The 19153-nt window shown below is 43.4% G+C and carries 15 protein-coding genes and 1 tRNA gene; 10 read left to right on the top strand and 6 right to left on the bottom strand.

Annotation, left to right across the window (positions count from 1 at the left end):
• Window positions 1-13: 13 nt before the first annotated feature.
• The 8 genes from GKO22_RS00785 to ispF all read left to right on the top strand — a co-directional run bounded on the left by GKO22_RS00785 (window position 14) and on the right by ispF (window position 8173).
• The gene (locus tag GKO22_RS00785) at window positions 14-625 is read left to right on the top strand and encodes a hypothetical protein (protein WP_166332241.1); all 612 of its coding nucleotides are present in this window, start codon (window positions 14-16) and stop codon (window positions 623-625) included.
• Window positions 626-742: 117 nt separating this feature from the next.
• On the top strand, window positions 743-1873 hold the full coding sequence (gene tgt / locus GKO22_RS00780; RefSeq protein WP_166332240.1) for a tRNA guanosine(34) transglycosylase Tgt: 1131 nt from the start codon (window positions 743-745) through the stop codon (window positions 1871-1873).
• A 7-nt stretch (window positions 1874-1880) separates the two neighbouring features.
• On the top strand, window positions 1881-2963 hold the full coding sequence (locus tag GKO22_RS00775) for an LptF/LptG family permease (RefSeq protein WP_166332239.1): 1083 nt from the start codon (window positions 1881-1883) through the stop codon (window positions 2961-2963).
• 29 nt (window positions 2964-2992) lie between these two features.
• Entirely contained in the window at window positions 2993-3889 is an 897-nt protein-coding gene (locus GKO22_RS00770) for a DMT family transporter (RefSeq protein WP_166332238.1), read from the top strand.
• Window positions 3890-3998: 109 nt separating this feature from the next.
• Window positions 3999-5303, top strand: a complete 1305-nt coding sequence (der, locus tag GKO22_RS00765; RefSeq protein WP_166332237.1) for a ribosome biogenesis GTPase Der — start codon at window positions 3999-4001, stop codon at window positions 5301-5303.
• A 19-nt stretch (window positions 5304-5322) separates the two neighbouring features.
• Window positions 5323-6795, top strand: a complete 1473-nt coding sequence (gene cysS / locus GKO22_RS00760) for a cysteine--tRNA ligase (protein WP_166332236.1) — start codon at window positions 5323-5325, stop codon at window positions 6793-6795.
• A gap of 28 nt (window positions 6796-6823) precedes the next feature.
• On the top strand, window positions 6824-7684 hold the full coding sequence (locus tag GKO22_RS00755) for a YybH family protein (RefSeq protein WP_166332235.1): 861 nt from the start codon (window positions 6824-6826) through the stop codon (window positions 7682-7684).
• A gap of 6 nt (window positions 7685-7690) precedes the next feature.
• Window positions 7691-8173 (top strand): 2-C-methyl-D-erythritol 2,4-cyclodiphosphate synthase, encoded by a 483-nt coding sequence (ispF, locus tag GKO22_RS00750; RefSeq protein WP_166332234.1) that lies wholly within the window; start codon window positions 7691-7693, stop codon window positions 8171-8173.
• 14 nt (window positions 8174-8187) lie between these two features.
• Here ispF and GKO22_RS00745 read toward each other — a convergent pair whose 3' ends face one another.
• Together GKO22_RS00745 and GKO22_RS00740 are read right to left on the bottom strand one after the other, a co-directional pair.
• Window positions 8188-9414 (bottom strand): TCR/Tet family MFS transporter, encoded by a 1227-nt coding sequence (locus GKO22_RS00745; protein WP_166332233.1) that lies wholly within the window; start codon window positions 9412-9414, stop codon window positions 8188-8190.
• Window positions 9415-9572: 158 nt separating this feature from the next.
• A complete protein-coding gene (locus GKO22_RS00740) occupies window positions 9573-10523 on the bottom strand; it encodes a hypothetical protein (protein WP_166332232.1) in 951 nt (316 codons plus the stop codon).
• Window positions 10524-10709: 186 nt separating this feature from the next.
• Here GKO22_RS00740 and GKO22_RS00735 point away from each other — a divergent pair, with 186 nt between their 5' ends.
• Window positions 10710-13115, top strand: coding sequence for an alpha/beta hydrolase family protein (locus tag GKO22_RS00735; RefSeq protein ID WP_166332231.1), 2406 nt, complete (start codon window positions 10710-10712; stop codon window positions 13113-13115).
• Window positions 13116-13153: 38 nt separating this feature from the next.
• Here GKO22_RS00735 and pth read toward each other — a convergent pair whose 3' ends face one another.
• From pth to GKO22_RS00715, 4 genes are all read right to left on the bottom strand, one after another.
• A complete protein-coding gene (gene pth, locus GKO22_RS00730) occupies window positions 13154-13717 on the bottom strand; it encodes an aminoacyl-tRNA hydrolase (protein ID WP_166332230.1) in 564 nt (187 codons plus the stop codon).
• A gap of 98 nt (window positions 13718-13815) precedes the next feature.
• Window positions 13816-14412 carry a 50S ribosomal protein L25/general stress protein Ctc gene (locus GKO22_RS00725; protein ID WP_166332229.1) on the bottom strand — a complete coding sequence of 199 codons (597 nt, stop codon included), beginning with the start codon at window positions 14410-14412 and terminating at the stop codon, window positions 13816-13818.
• A 154-nt stretch (window positions 14413-14566) separates the two neighbouring features.
• On the bottom strand, window positions 14567-15520 hold the full coding sequence (locus GKO22_RS00720) for a ribose-phosphate pyrophosphokinase (RefSeq protein WP_166332228.1): 954 nt from the start codon (window positions 15518-15520) through the stop codon (window positions 14567-14569).
• A gap of 154 nt (window positions 15521-15674) precedes the next feature.
• Window positions 15675-15745: transfer RNA gene (locus GKO22_RS00715), tRNA-Gln, on the bottom strand.
• A 260-nt stretch (window positions 15746-16005) separates the two neighbouring features.
• Between GKO22_RS00715 and GKO22_RS00710 the strand changes: the two genes are divergently transcribed.
• Window positions 16006-19026 carry a glycosyltransferase family 117 protein gene (locus tag GKO22_RS00710; RefSeq protein WP_166332227.1) on the top strand — a complete coding sequence of 1007 codons (3021 nt, stop codon included), beginning with the start codon at window positions 16006-16008 and terminating at the stop codon, window positions 19024-19026.
• The last annotated feature ends 127 nt before the right edge of the window (window positions 19027-19153 follow it).

Genomic DNA, 19153 nt, shown 5'->3' with positions numbered 1-19153 from the left:
ACACACACCACTCATGACACAAAAACATACGCCACTACTTTTGGTATTATTGACAATCTCAATCTTTATTTCTGCCTGTGGATCTATAAATCCCGCCAAGCAGGTCGATATGCTCAAAAGTTATAACTATGATGTAGAGTCAATCAGCGGATTGACGATTGCTGGCCGCTCGGCACAAGGCTTGTTAGAAGGCAATGGTACCTCCTTAAATATGAATGCCTTGCCTGGCTTGGCATTGGGTATTTTGCGTAAAGATCTTCCTTTGGCGGCGGTTGTTAATATGAAAGTGAGCAATCCAACTACGAATGTGACCGGCATTAATGCTTTTAAATACTTAATCGAAATTAAAGGGAAACCATTCTTCGAAGGAACGGTAGATCGTGTGGTGCGCTTGAACCAAGGCGAAAGTGCTGTCGTGCCGCTTTCTTTTAATGCGAACTTGTTTGGCGTAGTCGATGAGAACCGCGGTATAGAAGGTTTGTTGTCTGATCTACTCACGAAAGAAGGTCAAGGAGCAGTCGTATTAAAAATCAAACCTTCTATGGCGCTTGGCGGTACGAATATATTCTATCCAGGTTACATCACGATCGATAATGATTTGCTGAAAAGCCTGACCAAGCGATAGTACAAAACAGGAGCGTTGGGCTTACTTTTCTTGCTGTTAATAATTCTTAAGATTACAGTGGTCATCCGGTTTTCTGCCGAAAATTATCGTACTTTTGCACTCGTTTAGAGGGAATAGATGAAATTTACGCTTCAAGCACAAGACAAACTTTCGAAGGCTCGCGCCGGAGAAATGGAGACCGCACACGGTACGATACAGACACCTATATTTATGCCTGTGGGCACGGCTGCTACGGTGAAAGCTGTGCACATGCACGAATTGGTGAATGATATACAGGCTCAAATCATTTTAGGAAATACCTATCATTTATACTTACGTCCGGGTTTGGATGTATTGCACAAGGCTGGTGGATTGCACAAATTCAATAACTGGAGCGGTCCGATCTTGACCGACTCTGGTGGTTATCAGGTATACTCACTGACCGAAGTGCGCAAAATCAAAGAAGAAGGTGTTACTTTTCGCTCGCATGTCGATGGCTCCAAGCATTTGTTTACGCCAGAAAATGTGATGGATACGCAGCGTATTATCGGTGCGGATATCATCATGGCTTTTGATGAATGTACACCATATCCATGTGATTATAATTATGCGCGCAGATCGCTAGATATGACGCATCGTTGGTTGAAACGCTGTTGCGACCGCTTTGATTCTACGGCACCGCTGTATGGCTATGATCAGACCTTGTTCCCGATTGTGCAAGGATCTGTTTATAAAGATTTGCGTGCCAAATCTGCGGAAGTGATCGCGTCATTCGAAAGAGAAGGAAATGCCATCGGTGGCTTATCTGTCGGTGAGCCAGCACATGAAATGTATGCGATGACGGAAGTAGTCACGCAAATATTGCCCGAGCACAAACCGCGCTATTTGATGGGCGTGGGTACACCAGTTAATATTTTGGAAAATATTGCCTTGGGCATTGATATGTTCGACTGTGTGATGCCAACCCGCAACGCACGTAATGGTATGCTATTTACCAAAGAAGGAATTATCAATATCAAGAATAAGAAATGGGCGGACGATTTTAGTCCGATCGAAGCGAATAGTGATTTGCTGGTCGATCAGATTCATAGCAAAGCCTATTTACGCCATTTGATTCGCTCACAAGAGATCTTGGGTGCGCAAATTGCATCTTTACACAATTTGCATTTCTATCTTTGGTTGGTGACGCAAGCGCGTGAAAAAATCATCGATGGCACTTTCTATGCTTGGAAAGAAAAGATGGTCAAAGTATTAGATCAACGTTTGTAAGTTTGAGATGAAAATTATTGATCGCTATATCATTGGAAAATACCTAACCACGTTTGTGTTTACGGTATGTATCTTCTGTTTGGTGATTGTTATTTTCGACTTTTCGGAGAAGGTAGACGATTTTAATAAGAACCGCGCTACGATGGCGCAGGTTTTTACGCTTTATTACGCGGTCGGTAGTTTACCTTTTTTCATTAACATGCTCACGCCGCTGCTCAACTTTATTGCAGTGATTTTCTTTACCTCCAAAATGGCCGATCAGACCGAGATTGTCCCTATTCTAAATGGAGGAATGAGTTTTTATCGTATGCTACGCCCATACATGTTTTGCGCAGGCCTTATTTGTGGGATGATATTGCTGTCCAATCTCTACGTGATCCCCTATACCAATAAGGTAAAAGTGGATTTCGAGAATGTGTATGTAAAACCGCAGAAGGTAAGCACCACATCAACCTCTACGCATATGCAACTGGATTCGAATACGTATGTATACATGGGTACATTCGAAACCAAAACAGCGGTAGGATATAATTTCGCTATTGAAAAATTTGACGGCGATGTCCTGACCGAAAAGCTGATGGCAGATCGTATCACGTGGGATTCGGTGGCCAGCAAGTGGTCAATACATAATTATACCGTGCGACATATTGATGGACTGCGCGAGCGTATGGAAGCTGGCGAGCAGCGGGATACGACGCTAGATATGCGTCCGAAAGATTTCGAGATTTATGAGAACGTATTTACGACCATGAGTCAGGCTGATCTCAATGAACGTATCTTAAAAGAAGAAACCCGTGGTACGGGTATGATGAATGAATTGTTGCTCGAAAAATATAAGCGTTTTATCAACCCGTTTTCTGCTTTTATCCTCACATTGATTGGTGTCTCCTTGTCATCCAAAAAGGTACGTGGTGGTATTGGGGTGAGTCTCGGTGTGGGTATTGGCTTGAGCTGTATTTATGTGGTGTTGGAAAGATTCTCGACCATGTTTTCCGTAAAGGGAGGATTAGATCCTTTGATCTCTGTCCTCATTCCCAATGTGCTATTCCTCGTCTTGAGTATTTATTTGATGATCAAGGCTCCTAAGTAATTTTATTCTCTTTTCTGTTTCATTTGATAATGACTAAATCTGGCGCTAGTCGCAATGTGCTGATTCTACACTTTACCGTGTTGATCTGGGGGTTTACAGGAGTTTTAGGCGAGTTGATCTCGGTGTCTGCCTTACATCTGGTATGGTATCGCGTGCTGATTGCAGCGATTTCCCTGTTTATTTATTTGCTTTGGTGCAAGCAACCGCTAAAAGTATCGCGAAGCCAGTTACTTCAGTTTTTGGGAGTAGGTTTTATTGTGGGGCTGCATTGGGTGCTTTTCTTTCATTCTATCAAGATCTCTACCGTATCCGTCACGCTGGTGAGCCTTTCTTCCGTCACCTTGTTTACGGCAGTACTAGAGCCGCTCATTAATCGCAAGCGAATGGAAGTATCGGATGTATTGATTGGGCTGCTGATCATTTTTGGCATTTATCTGATCTTCAAGTTCGAGTTTCAGTATTTCTGGGGTATTATTTTTGGCCTACTGGCAGCCATCTGTGCAAGCTTCTTCGGGATCTTCAACGCACGTATGGTAAAAACAGCTGATGCAAAGATCATCAGCTTTTATGAAATGGTTGGCGCGGTGATCGGTGTAAGTATTTTGCTGGGTGTATCAGGTGGTTTTGACGCACAAATGCTACTGCATCAGTCCGATGTCATTTACCTGCTCGTACTTGGTGTGGTGTGTACGGCCGTGGCGTATGTTTTGGCCGTTTCGGTCATGCGCGAAGTGTCTGCTTTTACCGTGGCACTGGCTACAAACCTAGAACCTGTTTATGGAATCATGCTCGCTTTGTTGCTTTTTGGTCAAAAAGAGGCGATGAGTACGGGCTTTTATGTAGGGGCTGTCCTCGTCCTGATGGCGGTATTTATGTATCCTTACCTCAAAAACCGTTGGATTGGCCGGAGGTTATCGGTGAGATAGCTTAGTATACCCGATAATCTGTTAATTATCCGTAGCTTTGCCCTCCTTAAAAATATGTATATCTTTAGTGGGTATTGTGAGGAGCGATCCCCTAATAAAATAAAATAGTATGGCAAATATTGTTGCAATCGTTGGAAGGCCGAATGTCGGTAAATCTACTCTGTTTAATCGTCTGACGGAAAGTCGGAAAGCGATTGTGGATGATTTTAGTGGTGTTACGAGAGATCGTCACTACGAAGTAGCCGAATGGATCGGTAAAAAGTTTACCGCCATTGATACCGGCGGTTTTGTACACGGATCGGATGATATCTTCGAAGAAGCCATCCGCGATCAAGTACACATCGCCATCGAAGAAGCTACGGTGATTATCTTCATGGTCGATGTGACTACGGGAATTACCGATTTGGATGATGAGATTGCAGACTTGTTGAGAAGAAGCTCAAAACCAGTCTACGTAGTAGCTAATAAAGTCGATCACGCGAAATTGCATCACGATTCGGCCGAATTCTACGCGTTTGGATTGGGCGAAATATATAACGTTTCTGCAGCAACAGGCTCTGGTACTGGAGAATTGTTGGATGCGGTCGTATCCCATTTCCCCGAAGAAGAGGAAGTAGAAGAAGATGAATTACCAAAGTTCACCATCGTAGGTCGTCCAAATGTTGGGAAATCTTCGTTGACGAATGCCTTACTAGGTGTTGATCGTAATATTGTGACGCCGATTGCAGGTACTACGCGTGATTCAATCCGTATTCACTACAACCAATTCGGTCACGAGTTTTTGATGATTGACACCGCCGGATTGCGTCGTAAATCTAAGGTGAACGAAGACATCGAGTTTTACTCGGTCATGCGTACGATCAAAGCATTGGAAGATTCGGATGTGGTGATCTTGATGTTGGATGCCAATGATGGTATTGAAGCACAGGATATCAATATCTTTCACCTCGCTGAAAAGAATAAAAAAGGTGTCCTGATCTTGGTCAACAAATGGGATACCATTGAGAAAGATCATAAGACGGCCGTAGAATTCAAACAACGTATCTTGGATAAATTGGCTCCATTCAATGATGTGCCGGTATTGTTCACCTCCGTGACCGAGAAGCAACGTATCTTCAAGACGGTCGAGACCGCCATGGAAGTGTACCAAAATAAGATCAGAAGAATTCCTACTTCGAAGTTGAATGAAGTGATGTTGGAGATTATTGCGCATTATCCGCCTCCGGCAACCAAAGGGAAGCATATTAAGATCAAATACATTACGCAGTTGCCCGGTAGATCACCTATGTTTGCATTCTTCTGTAACTTGCCACAATACATCAAAGATCCGTACAAACGTTTTATAGAGAACAAATTGCGCGAGAACTTTGATTTCGCAGGTGTGCCTATTCAAGTTTTCTTCAGACAAAAATAATAACGACTATCCCCGTTTTATGTTACAGCATAATCTATCGCTCTACAACACGCTTACCCGTACGAAAGAAAAATTTGAACCCATTCATCCGACTTCTGTCGGGATGTATGTCTGTGGCCCGACCGTGTATAGCGATGTGCACTTAGGCAACTGTCGTACGTTTGTGTCTTTCGATTTGATTTTTCGCTACTTAAGCCATTTGGGGTACAAGGTGCGTTATGTGCGTAACATTACCGACGCCGGCCATTTGGAAGGTGATAACGATGAAGGGGATGATAAATTCGCGAAAAAGGCGAAGTTGGAGCAGTTGGAGCCGATGGAGATCGTGCAAAAGTACACGATCGGATTTCACGATGTCCTCCGCCTATTTAATACCATTCCACCAAGTATCGAACCGACTGCTACAGGGCATATCTCGGAGCAAATTGAAATGGTACAGCAAATCATCGAAAATGGCTATGCTTACGAGGTGAATGGTACGGTGTATTTTGATGTAGATCGCTATACAAAAGAGCACAATTACACAATCTTGACTAATCGTAATCTCGACGATTTGTTGAACAATACGCGTGAATTGGGCGGGCAAGACGAGAAGCGCAATCGTTTGGATTTTGCGCTTTGGATCAAAGCCAAACCAGAGCATATCATGCAATGGCCAGCGCCATGGAGCGTTGGTTTTCCGGGTTGGCATATTGAGTGCTCGGCGATGAGTCGCAAATATTTAGGCGATCAATTTGATATCCACGGTGGTGGAATGGATTTGGCAGCCACCCATCATACCAACGAGATTGCCCAATCGCAAGCTTGTAATCACACCACGCCATCCAAATACTGGATGCATACGAATATGCTGACCGTAAATGGCGCGCGGATGTCCAAATCTGCCGGCAACGGATTTTTACCCGGCCAGCTTTTCACCGGAGATCATCCGTTGTTAGATCGCGGTTATTCTCCCATGTCGGTGCGTTTCTTTATGCTGCAAGCGCACTACCGTAGTACCCTGGACTTTTCTAACGAAGCGCTGGATGCGGCTGACAAAGGCTTTAAAAGATTGTTGGCGGCCATCAATCTCTTGGATAAGATTGCGCCTAGCAAAAAATCTACGATTCCTAATCTGGATGAGATCGAAGCACGAAGCTATGCAGCGATGGACGATGATTTCAATAGTCCGGTATTGATTGCAGAATTATTTGAAGTGGTTCGTATAATTAATTCGGTGTACGACGGTAAAATGACGATCGCGGCGGCAGATCTTAGTAAGTTGAAGTCATACATTCAAGCATTCGTCTTCGACGTATTAGGACTCAAAGATGACCAGTCGGGAACAGACGATGGCAGTGCCGAAGGACTGATGCAATTAATTATTAAGATTCGTAACGAAGCGAAGACAAACAAAGATTTTGCGACGTCAGATCGTATTCGCGATGAGCTGACTGCTTTGGGTATCCAATTGAAAGACAGTAAAGACGGTACACTTTGGAATAAGATTTGATATTAAGCAGCTGTTAATTAAATAGTATATGAGAATTTTAAGCGCGCTAGCGTTCATCATTAATGTATTGATTTCGGGTGTCGTATACGGACAATTGCCTAGTAAAGTGGGAGGTCTTATTACGGTAGATCGTAATGCTGCAAACTTATCGAAAAGAGAAAATCCGCATGCAGGATTAGTTTCCATGGTAGACAAAGAATCCTCTTTCTTTGTGCCTTCATCCGTCAATGCGTTGAATTATTTGAATAATCGCCCAAACCTTCCCGACGTATTGACTTGGGAGCCAAACTTTGCTTTAGTTTCTCGAAGCATGGACTGGGGCGTGACCTCGGGGCCATTGCAATACCAGCGTACAGGAGCGATCAAAAGATATGGTCAGTATGTAACGGTATGGCGCAGAGATAAAAAAGGAAAATGGCGTGTACACGTACGTGCCGAAGTAGAAAACTACGGTAAGCAGAAAGCTGCGGATCTAGAATACTTTGAGCCAGATGATAAAGATTACCTGAAACATCGCTCTATGGTACGGCTGAATCAACGCGAAGAAGTGGTGTTTCAGACCGATAAGCTATTTTCCAACATATTGAAAGCAGATACGCGTACAGGATACGAAGAGTTTCTAGCCGACGACGTACGGTATTACTTCCCTTGGCAACCAGAAATCATTGGCCGGAAGAATGTGATTGCGATGTTTACCAAAGAACGGATCGAAATCGATACGGAACCTGATGATGTAGGTCGTGCATATAGCGGCGAGTTTGCTTATACCTCCGGTACAGCTACAGTTGGCTTAAAAGACAAAGTGGTCAAATTCAATTACGTACGAGTTTGGCAGTTAAAAAACGATTACCAATGGAAAGTCATCCTGGAGATGATGTTCGAAAGATAAGATAACATGGCGAAGACAAGAGTAGGATTTGGGTTTGATGTACATCAGATGAAAGATCAGCATCCTTTTTGGGTGGGTGGTGTACAATTGGATCATCATGCTGGTGCATTTGGTCATTCTGATGCCGATGTACTACTTCATGCAATTTGCGATGCTTTACTCGGTGCAGCAAATCTTGAAGATATTGGTTATCATTTCCCCAACACAGACGATCAGTGGAAAGGAATTTCTAGCTTAGTATTATTAGAGAAGTCGGTCGACCTTATTGCAGATAAAGGTTGGCGTATCGAAAATATCGATGCTATGTTGTGCCTAGAAGCACCGAAGATAAAGCCTTATATCCCGCAGATGAAGGAAGCAATCTCACAATATAGTGGCTTGCCGGTAGAAGATATTTCCATCAAAGCTACTACCAACGAAAAACTGGGCTTTATCGGTCGCGAAGAAGGCGTAGTAGCCTATGCGGTTTGCCTCATTCAAAAAGACTAATCGCGAAACAAGAATTAACCGGCAACCTTAGCCGGTTTTTTTTGGAAGTATATCAAAGAAATTATTGCCGCAATGAGTACCAATACGGTAGCCAAATAAAATGGTGCTTCCGGTAAGTAAATCGCTGCATTCTTCTTCGTGTAATGCGAAAACAGGGAAGTCATCACCGGTGGTCCAATAATTGCCGTGAGGCTAATAATACAAGCTAATCCACCTTGAATTTGTCCTTGTTCATTGTCGGGTACTTCGTTAGATACCGCACTTTGTAAAGCAGGCCCACTTATTCCCCCAAAAACATAAATCACAGAAATCCCAAATAGCATCCACGAAGCATTGGCGAGTCCGAATAGGGGCAATGAAATGCAGTACAAAATAATACCGCCCATGATACTACCTGGGACGCCGATGCGTGGAATGATGATCCGCAATAAGCCCGCTTGAATGATGGTCAATAAAATCCCTATAAATCCTAAAGAATAACCCACCATTCGTTCTGTCCAAGCGAATTTCTCCATCGTAAAGTACGACCAAGTGCTTTGCACCGCATGCGCAGCTACGTTTATTAGGAAAATGCAGACACTTAGCGGTATGATGCGTGGATAACGAGCGATATGCTTAAACGTGCCTACTGGATTGGCATTTCGCCAAAGGAATGGGCGACGGAGCTCAGGTTTCAAAGATTCGGGCACGACAAAATAACCGTAAATCAAATTGATAAAGGTGAGTGCGGCGGCAGCGAAGAAAGGAACGCGTGGGCCATAATGCCCCAATACACCGCCTAAAACGGGGCCGATAACAAAACCCAAACCGAATGCCGCACCTACTAAACCGAAGTTTTGCGCTTTCTTATCTGCTGGAGATACATCGGCAATGTAAGCCGCTGCTACCGTGTGGCTGGCACCCGTAATGCCGGCTACGAGACGCCCCATAAATAGCCAAAAGATGCTTGGCGCAAAACCAATCAAAATATAATTAATCGCAAAACCTAGTAACGAGAAAAGCAAGACTGGACGTCTTCCGTACCGATCGCTCAAATTTCCCAATATCGCTGCAAACAGAAATTGCATGCAGGCGTAACAAAACGTTAGCCAGCCACCATAGCTGGAAGCTTGACTAATATCTCCATGGATCAGCTCGCGAATCAAGGCCGGCATGACCGGTATGATAATTCCTAAACCAGTGGAATCCAGCACCACCGTAATGAAAATGAAAATCAACGCAGCATTGGAGTTCTTGTGCATGGCCACGAAATTAAGTAATTACTCCCAAAGTATATACTGATCATCACGTACAAAGGCGAAGCACCGTGAGATAGTATTTGACTTCGTGTCAAAGCAAAGGGACTCTAAAAGGTTAGATAAGCAGTCAGGTTATCGATTTAATAGACAAGAAGAAGCTTTTACAAGGTTGATGATGCTTCAAATGGAATCTCTATATTTTCTCTATACGGCGTGCCAGCATATTCGAGGTTCATCGTTATCATACCTTGATATATCACGCCGCGACTCTGCTTAGGATCATCTCTTTTTGCTATTACTTTTATCTTGCCATTTGTTTGGTAATATTTCCAATATTGATCCATGGATCTATAGCTGTCGTTCCCAAATAGCATTGGGCCATAATATTCTCCATAAATTACCCGATAATCCTCGTCTTCCGTGCTGAAGTTAATCTCTTGACCTACCAACTCCGAAATATCATTTGCCATTTGTAGACTTAGATACTGGCCTTTGGCCGATCTGATGTGATATTTTATATTCTCATAAGGTGGTGGGAGTACTGGCCCAGAGACAAACCGGCTCGAATTAGAAGAAATAGACGAAAATTTGAAATCTTCGCTGATACTGCGCGCCTCGAAGATAAGACTGGTACAATCTATTTGCTTCACGGAGGCAACATTGACCTTGCCACGAATTCTCTTTGTATCTGTACTATCCACGTACACGGTTCCCTCAAAATCGAAAGATAAGTTTTTGGTTGACTGATTATAGTCGAAATTCTTTATGTCGAAGTATTTTCCAGCTTCCATATTAGGTGCTTGATAGCGCTGGAAGTTGGATGAATGCGAAGTTTTATACACCACATTAACGATTTCCCCGTTGGTCAATATGGTGATTTCAAGTTCGGCAGAGCTATTCTCGTTGTCCTGTATCGCCGTGACGATACGCAACTGTCCGCAGTGGTCTTGGTTATGGTTATATTTCACTACACCTCGGACGGGGCTGTCATCTTCAAAAAATACGATATTCATTTTACTTTCGTCATCAAACAGTTCTGGCTTTTTCTGACAGCTAGATAATACAATGCATGCAAAAAGTACTGTCGATAGTAATTTAAAAGTATCTTTCATATGATGACGTTCCCCAATAGGTGTTATTAATTTGATGTGAAGCAGCAAAGATACCTTTAATTTACTAAATAAGGGAAAAAACAAGCGAGATATAGCTACAATAACATCAAGTAAAGAATTGGTTGCAAAAGCGTGTATCGTCATTTTTTTTGATAGATTGCAGAGACTAACACGATCAGAGTGACTATGAACAAATTTACTTTATTACCCTTATTTCTTTTGGTGTCGGGCGTATTGCAGAGTCAGGCGCAAGAGAATCTTAGCTACCAAAAACCTCCGGCCGAAATACTGGAATTATTGGAAGCAAAAAATACACCAGCAGTGCAGTTCAATCGCCAAGGCGACAAAATGCTTTTGTTGGAGCGTCCCGATTTCATCACCATTGAGGATGCCGCACAGCCGATCCTCGGTCTGGCTGGATTACGAATCAATCCGAGTAATTCTACTTCCATTGGCGGAGTGAGCTACGCTGGCATTCAATTGCAGGATTTAAAATCCAACGAGGTGCATGATATTACCGGACTTCCGGCCAATCCGCGCATCAGTAATCTCCAATTTAATGCCGATGAAACCAAATTAGCATTTCTGAACGCTGCAACGGACGGCGTGAGCCTTTGGGTGATCGATCTGGCGACTTATCAAGCACAGCGCATCGGCGATTTCTTTGTCAATGATATTATGGGCGCTAGCGCGTTTTGGAAAGACAATACAGCTCTTTATGTGCTTCGCATTCCAGAGCGTGGAACGGCTCCTGCGGCTAGCCTTACGCCAACAGGTCCGGTTGTACAAGAGAATTTAGGCAAAGCAGCGCCATCGCGTACTTATCAAAATTTGTTACGCAATGAGTCTGATGTTCGTCTTTTCGATTATTATCTCAACGCACAACTTTCTGAAGTGCAGTTAGATGGCCAAGTCAAAGATATTGCGGCTCCAGCCATTTATAGAAATGTATCTAAATCACCAGACGGAAAATACTTGATGGCCACGACGATCAAGAAACCCTATTCTTACTTGGTATCTGTTGGTTCATTCCCATATCAAATCGATATTCTGGATCAATCCGGCACGGTGGTAAAAGCATTATATACGGCACCACTAGCCGAAAGCGTTCCACTGGGATTTGATTCAACCGTACCTGGCTATCGTAGTTTTGCTTGGCGAGCAGATCAGCCTGCCACGCTGTATTGGGCCAATGCGCTTGATGAAGGAAATAGCCGCACCGAAGTTCCTTTTCGTGATGAAGTGTTGCAATTAGCGGCGCCATTCACGGCTGCGCCGGTTCAATTTGCTAAAACGACATTGCGGTATGGTGGCATCACGTGGTTTGCTAACGATTACGCGGTGCTTTCCGAGCGCTGGCGCGCGAATAGACGGGTGAAAAACAGTTTGATCTCTAGTAAAGATGGCCAAGAAATCAAAGTCATTGAAGAACGCTCTTCTGAAGACGCCTATGCAGATCCGGGTCGTTTTATTCTGACGGACAATGATTTTCATCGTTCGGTTATTCTTACGGATAAAGGAAAAACGCCTACCGTTTTCACGACGTCCGATGGAGCATCGCCCGAAGGCGATCGCCCATTTTTATTAAAATGGAATTTGATGAGCGGGCAAAAAGATACCTTGTTCCGTTCGCGTGGCGAATGGTACGAAAGTCCAGTGTCCTTCAAGAACGATGGCACATTGATTATTTCTCGTGAATCGCAAACAGAAGTGCCCAACTATCAACGCGTGGCTTTGAAGTCCCGCAAGATGACGCCAATTACGCACTTTACCAATCCTTATCCCTCATTTGAAGGCGTGCACAAGCAACAGCTTTCGTATCCGCGCAAAGATGGTTTGAATCTGACTGGTACATTATATTTACCAAAAGGATATCAGAAGTCTGATGGGCCATTGCCATTGTTGATGTGGGCTTATCCTCGCGAATTCAAAACGGCGGATGCTGCCAGCCAAGTCAAAGGTTCACCGTATCGTTTTACGCGTATTTCTTGGGGATCACCGATTTATTGGGTCAATAGAGGTTATGCTATTTTGGATAATGCCGATATGCCCATTGTTGGAGAGGGGACGGCAGAGCCGAATGACACCTTTGTGCCACAATTGCAGGCAAATGCCGAAGCGGCAATCAATTACCTTTCTGACGCAGGATATGTAGATCGCAAACGCGTTGGCGTAGGTGGTCACTCGTATGGCGCTTTTATGACGGCCAATTTATTGGCGCATACCGATTTGTTTGCCGCAGGCTTGGCACGTAGTGGTGCGTACAATCGTACGTTTACACCGTTCGGATTTCAAGCCGAAGAGCGTACCTATTGGCAAGCGCCAGAAGTGTATACAACGATGTCGCCATTTAGCTATGCAGACAAAATCAAAACGCCCATCTTATTTATTCACGGTATGGATGATGAAAACTCGGGAACATTCCCTATTCAATCGGAGCGTTTCTATAATGCGATCAAAGGCCATGGAGGAACTACGCGTTTGGTATTCTTACCGAAAGAGTTTCATGGTTATCGCGCCAAAGAATCTGTCATGCACACCTTGTGGGAGATGGATCAATGGTTAGAGAAATACGTTAAGAATAAGAAATAGCATCACATAAAAAATCCGCTCTAGAGCGGATTTTTTTATTACTTAGTATTGAGGTTGGTCATCGTGAGCTCAATGCCGATATTGACAAAGCTATGCACCATCTTGACGCTATGTTCGATCAGTGCAGGTAATGTCTTGGATTCTTCGGCATCAAATGGGCCGAGTACATAATCTACTTGTCTGCCCTTTGGATAATTGTCGCTAATCCCAAACTTCAAACGTGGATAATCCTGTCCACCACAAAGTTGTTCAATAGATTTCAAGCCATTGTGTCCAGCGGCACTGCCTTTTGGTTTGATGCGGAGTGATCCGAATGGAATCGCCAAATCATCCACAATCACCAAAATATTCTGTTTCGGAACTTTTAGCGCGTGCATCCAGTAATTGACTGCTTTGCCGCTGAGGTTCATGTAGGTAGTCGGTTTGATCACATATACATTATGTCCGCGCTGTCTGAATTCTGTGTAATAAGCGTATTTTAAGGTAGACCACGTTGTGCCAGCTTGATTAGCCAACTCATCGGCCACCATAAATCCAATATTGTGTCGTGTGTCAGCATATTCGCGTCCGATATTTCCCAGACCAACGATAAGATAGTTCATGCGGTAAAAATATAAATTAACTCAGATTGTACCAAAATCTCTAAAAATACAAAAGGCATCGATTATCGATGCCTTTTGAAGCTTAGTGTGTGCTTAGCTTATTTTTTTCCGCCTTTAGCTTGTTTAGCAGCTTCTTGCTCTGCCTGACGCAATGCACGAGACATGATTACCGATACGATGGTATCGTCAGAATTGTTCAATACTTTCGCATCTTTCACTTCTACCTGTCTTACGCGGTAAGATTTACCTACTTCTAGACCGTCCATTGGAACTTCAATAGTCTGAGGAAGGTTGTTAGGCAACGCCTTTACGCGAAGGTTGCGCAATTTTTGAACTAATTTACCACCCATTTTCACACCTGGAGAAGTACCAGTCAATGTTACAGGGATGTTTACAGTTACTTCTTTGTCGTCAAACAATTCCAAGAAGTCTACGTGAGTAACTTGGTCTGTCAACGGGTGGAATTGTGCTTCTTGAACGATCGCTCTTGTTTTCTTGCCATCGATATCTAATTCGATGAATACTACGTCAGCAGTATAAAGAGCAGATTTCAAATCAGCTGCGGATACAGAAAGGTGAGTTTGCTCTTTACCTCCGTAAAGAACTGCAGGGATGTTTCCCTCGTAACGCAATTCCTTTGCATCTCTTTTCCCTACGTTCTGTCTAACAGAACCGCTAATAGCAATTGATTTCATGTTTAATTTGTTAAAATTTGAGGTGCAAAGATATTTAATTATTTTATAATCTGCAATATGCTGGCGCAAATGGCAAGAGTTAATCCATTATAAAGACAAAGGCGGTGCAAATTATAACTTTGCGCCGCCTTTGATATGTAGTCACAATTGAGCTTTAGATCTCGAACAAATCCGAGATAGATCCGTGTTCGTTCACATTTCTAATGGCTCCGGCAAATAGTTTATCCGTAGAAAGGACTTTGATTTTGCTGCACAAGTGTTTTTTTTCAGGGTGTAGTTGGATGGTATCACTTACGATCATCTCCGTCAATACAGAGTTTTCAATCGTTTCGTAGGCTTTGCCTGATAAGACCGCATGCGTACATACTGCACGTACAGAATTTGCGCCGTTTTCCATGATCAATGCTGCGGCTTTCGATAGCGTACCTGCGGTGTCGCAGATATCATCGATTAATACCACATCTTGTCCGGTCACATCACCGATGATCGACATCGATTCGATCTCATTGGCACGCTTACGGCGTTTGTCACAGATGATGACCTCTGCATTGAAGTATTTTGCAAAAGTACGCGCTCGGTACGAGCCACCCATATCTGGTGAAGCAATCGTCAGATTTGGTAGGTTAAGCGATTTGATGTACGGCACAAAGATGATTGCGCCATCTAAGTGATCCACCGGAATGTCGAAAAACCCTTGAATCTGGGCGGCATGCAAATCCATGGTCATGATGCGGTGTGCACCAGCCGCTGTCACCAGATTCGCCATCAATTTGGCGCCGATCGCTACACGTGGCTTATCTTTACGATCCTGTCTGGCGTAGCCAAAATAAGGCACTACAGCAGTAATGTAATGAGCAGAAGCGCGTTTTGCGGCATCGATCATCAAAAGCAGCTCTACTAGATTGTCATTGGGCTGATTGGTGGATTGTACGATAAAGACGTCGCTACCACGTACAGATTCATTGTAAAAGGGCTGAATTTCGCCATCAGAGAATTCGGATACGGTTACGTCTCCGAGAGGTTTACCGTAGCTTTTAGAAATTTTGTCGGCAAGTTCGCGAGATCCCGAACCGGCGAATAATTTTACGGTATTGAATTGCAAAGGCATGGTATAGTATGTTTTATCTGTCTTGCGCTTGAAAGTTATCGGGAGTCAAAGTTAGATAAATGTTTTTTAATAGTCACAAAAAACTAAACGAAAATGGAAGGATAAAATGGCTATAAAAAACAAAAAGTTGAGTTTGTGAAAACTCAACTTTTTGTTGCCCGACCTGGATTCGAACCAAGACAAACAGTACCAAAAACTGTCGTACTACCCTTATACTATCGGGCAAGCTATCAAGGTTAAGGAGGTGTTCCTTTGTTTTGATGATGCAAATATAGAGCGTTTTTTGATTTGTCCAAAATTATTCTTTCTATTTTTTTGTATCTACCTTGATTACCAAATGAATAAATTTTCATGCCGCTAATGGGGTAGTGCTAGTAAGCGCTCATCAGCGGCTAAACAGTTAAAAAATGCTATATAAATTCTTTTATAGAGGACTAATCCTTATTTTCGAAGCGAAAACGCAAAAAATAATCTCATCATAGGATATGAACTATAGTAAAATTAATAATTGGTTGGGTTGGTTATGTGCAGTCATAGCGACGCTTACCTATGTATTGACTGCCGAGCGCACAACGAGCTGGTGGGATACAGGCGAGTTTATAGCATCTGCTTACAAAATGCAGATTGTACACCAGCCCGGAGCACCATTATTTTTGATGATCCAAAATCTTTTCTCCAATCTAGCCATGGGCGATACCACGCGCATCGCATTCTGGATGAACATCGGTTCGGCCGTCTGTAGCGGATTGACCATTCTATTCCTTTTCTGGAGCATCACCGCTTTGGCGCGTAAAATCTACACGCGTTCGTATCAAGATCAAGAGATTTCTAGCATCGCTCTGGTGCGTATTATGGGTGCGGGTGTTGTTGGTGCGTTGGCCTACACGTTCTCCGACACATTTTGGTTTTCAGCCGTAGAATCAGAGGTTTACGCGATGTCTTCATTATGTACTGCCGTCGTATTTTGGGCTATTTTAAAATGGGAAGCTGTCGCGGACGAACCGGGAGCAGATCGCTGGTTGATCCTGATCGCCTACATCATGGGACTTTCCATTGCAGTGCATTTGCTGAATTTATTGGTGATTCCAGCTATCGCATTAGTCATCTATTTTAGACGTACACCCCAAGTTACTACCAAAGGTGTCGTTAAAGCATTATCCATAGGAGTCTTGATCTTAGCCTTCGTGTTATGGGGCGTTATTCAGTTTTCGATCAAATTTGCCGCTTATTTCGATCTGTTTTTTGTGAACAGTCTCGGTATGGGCTTTGGTACGGGAGCCGCTTTTTTTGCAATCGTAGTCATCGGAGCATTAATCTACGGTATTTGGTATTCGGTAAAAGCTGCCAAGCCTATCTTAAATATTGCCTTAGTATCATTAGGGTTTATTCTATTCGGATACAGTTCTTTCGCCATGATCGTGATTCGTGCAAAGGCCAATCCATCACTCAATAATAGCGATCCAGATAATGCATTTACCTTTTTGAGTTACCTAAACCGCGAACAATACGGTGATGAACCTTTGTTGAAAGGTAAGTATTTTGATGCCAAACCAACTGACGTATTCGAAGCAGGGAAAGTATACCGCAAAGATGGCGATCGCTATGTCGTGGCGCGTACCAAGATGAAGTACAGTTATGACAGAGAAACGATTTTTCCACGTATCTATTCCGAGCGAGGCCCACACGTACAGGTGTACAGAGACTTCTTGGGCTTAGGTCCCGATGAACAGCCGACGATGGCTGATAACTTGAAGTTCTTTTTCGGTTATCAGATCGGTCACATGTATAGCCGTTATTTTATGTGGAACTTTGTCGGTCGTCAGAATGATATTCAAGGACATACATCATTTACCGAAGGGAATTGGATTTCGGGTATCAAGCCCATCGACAATATGCGTTTAGGCGGTCAGTACGATTTGCCGACTTCCGAATTAGAAAATTCAGCGCGCAATACCTATTTCTTCCTACCGTTCATTCTGGGCTTGATCGGTGCGATCTGGCACTTCAAGTATAAGCAGCGCGATGCTGGCGTTGTAGGTTTGTTGTTTTTCTTCACAGGATTAGCCATCGTACTTTACCTGAATCAAACGCCATTGCAACCGCGTGAACGTGATTATGCCTATGCAGGTTCGTTTTATGCTTTCTGTATCTGGATTGGTTTTGGGGTAATTGGTATTGCCGAGTTCCTTTCTAAAAAAGTCAATCCAAAAACCGCAGGTTATATCGCGGTGGGTGTTGCTCTATTGGGAGCGCCCGTTTTATTAGCGAGCCAAAACTGGGACGATCACGATCGTTCGGAAAAATACTTAGCGCGCGACATGGCCAAAAATTATTTGGAGTCCTGTGCGCCAAACGCGATCCTATTTACTTACGGAGATAATGACACGTATCCGCTGTGGTACGTACAAGAGGTAGAGGGTTTCCGTACCGATGTGCGCGTGGTCAATTTAAGCTTATTGAGTTCGGATTGGTATATGAAGCAGATGATGCAACCCGTCAACGACGCTGCCGCTTTGCCTATCAAGATAGATCCCAACAAAGTGAAAGACGGCGTACGTGATGTCATCTATTATCAAGATCATCAAATTCCAGAACACATAGATATTCAAAACCTACTCGCTATTATGCTGTCGGATAACCAACAAAATATGGTGCAGTTGCAAAGTGGCGAATACGTAAATCTGTTGCCAACGAAAAAAATGCAATTACAAGTAAACCGTGATGCGGTGTTGGCCAATAATGCGGTTCCTAAGCAATGGCAAGATGCTATTGTAGATACCATGCAGTGGGATTATAGCATGGAATACGTGAGCCGTGCCGAGCTATCGATTCTATCGATCTTAGAGAATAACAATTGGGAACGCCCAATTTACTTTACTACGACCACGCCATCTGACAATTATATTGGTCTAGATCGCTTTTTGGTTTCCGAAGGTTTTGCCTTACGGCTAATGCCTGTTGCTTTGTCTCAATCGGAAGAAATGGGCGGTCCTGTAGCCAATGCCGAGCAGGTGTATGATAACATCATGAACAAATACACTTGGGGAAATATTGCGGGATCATCTTACTTAGATCCGGATTCGTACCGTTACATTAGTATGTATGCCGGTAGTATCTTTGGTGAGACTGCGCAGGATTTGTTGCTCATGGGTGAGCAAAAGAAAGCAAAAGATGTGGTGAACAACGCGTACACAAATCTACCTAATCGCGTGTATACCATGGGTGAAGTGTTGAGTTATGTGCCTTTGGTAGATGTGATGTATAAGGTCGGAGAGTCTACTAAAGCTAATGAGATTGTAAAACGCAATTTGCAGTATATTCGGGAGAATCTACAATATTACATGGCTGTAGCGGAAACCAAGCCAAATCTTGAATACCGCAATATGCGATTCGGATTGGCATCGATTCAACGCTATCAAAATCTATTGAAAACGACCAATCAAAAAGAATTAATTGCGGAAGCAGATAAGCTTTTCGAAACCTACAAATACTTGTACGGAGAATAGCGTCCAGAATCTTCATGATAGAAAGCCTGCTGATAATTTTCAGCAGGCTTTCTTGCTTTTGTAAGCTAAAACTGGTAACTATATGGATGTAAACTATTCGCGGCAGCAAAGCTAATGGGTAAGTAAA

It is taken from the genome of Sphingobacterium chungjuense (genome assembly GCF_011316935.1).
GTDB classification, from domain to species: Bacteria; Bacteroidota; Bacteroidia; order Sphingobacteriales; family Sphingobacteriaceae; genus Sphingobacterium; species Sphingobacterium chungjuense.
This window is presented reverse-complemented; position numbering and strand designations above follow the sequence as displayed.

What these genes read in the sequence shown, in the direction of transcription:
- GKO22_RS00785 (WP_166332241.1), top strand. Translation starts at nt 14, where the DNA reads ATGACACAAAAACATACGCCACTACTTTTGGTATTATTGACAATCTCA.
- tgt (WP_166332240.1), top strand. Translation starts at nt 743, where the DNA reads ATGAAATTTACGCTTCAAGCACAAGACAAACTTTCGAAGGCTCGCGCC.
- GKO22_RS00775 (WP_166332239.1), top strand. Translation starts at nt 1,881, where the DNA reads ATGAAAATTATTGATCGCTATATCATTGGAAAATACCTAACCACGTTT.
- GKO22_RS00770 (WP_166332238.1), top strand. Translation starts at nt 2,993, where the DNA reads ATGACTAAATCTGGCGCTAGTCGCAATGTGCTGATTCTACACTTTACC.
- der (WP_166332237.1), top strand. Translation starts at nt 3,999, where the DNA reads ATGGCAAATATTGTTGCAATCGTTGGAAGGCCGAATGTCGGTAAATCT.
- cysS (WP_166332236.1), top strand. Translation starts at nt 5,323, where the DNA reads ATGTTACAGCATAATCTATCGCTCTACAACACGCTTACCCGTACGAAA.
- GKO22_RS00755 (WP_166332235.1), top strand. Translation starts at nt 6,824, where the DNA reads ATGAGAATTTTAAGCGCGCTAGCGTTCATCATTAATGTATTGATTTCG.
- ispF (WP_166332234.1), top strand. Translation starts at nt 7,691, where the DNA reads ATGGCGAAGACAAGAGTAGGATTTGGGTTTGATGTACATCAGATGAAA.
- GKO22_RS00745 (WP_166332233.1), bottom strand. Translation starts at nt 9,414, where the DNA reads ATGCACAAGAACTCCAATGCTGCGTTGATTTTCATTTTCATTACGGTG.
- GKO22_RS00740 (WP_166332232.1), bottom strand. Translation starts at nt 10,523, where the DNA reads ATGAAAGATACTTTTAAATTACTATCGACAGTACTTTTTGCATGCATT.
- GKO22_RS00735 (WP_166332231.1), top strand. Translation starts at nt 10,710, where the DNA reads ATGAACAAATTTACTTTATTACCCTTATTTCTTTTGGTGTCGGGCGTA.
- pth (WP_166332230.1), bottom strand. Translation starts at nt 13,717, where the DNA reads ATGAACTATCTTATCGTTGGTCTGGGAAATATCGGACGCGAATATGCT.
- GKO22_RS00725 (WP_166332229.1), bottom strand. Translation starts at nt 14,412, where the DNA reads ATGAAATCAATTGCTATTAGCGGTTCTGTTAGACAGAACGTAGGGAAA.
- GKO22_RS00720 (WP_166332228.1), bottom strand. Translation starts at nt 15,520, where the DNA reads ATGCCTTTGCAATTCAATACCGTAAAATTATTCGCCGGTTCGGGATCT.
- GKO22_RS00710 (WP_166332227.1), top strand. Translation starts at nt 16,006, where the DNA reads ATGAACTATAGTAAAATTAATAATTGGTTGGGTTGGTTATGTGCAGTC.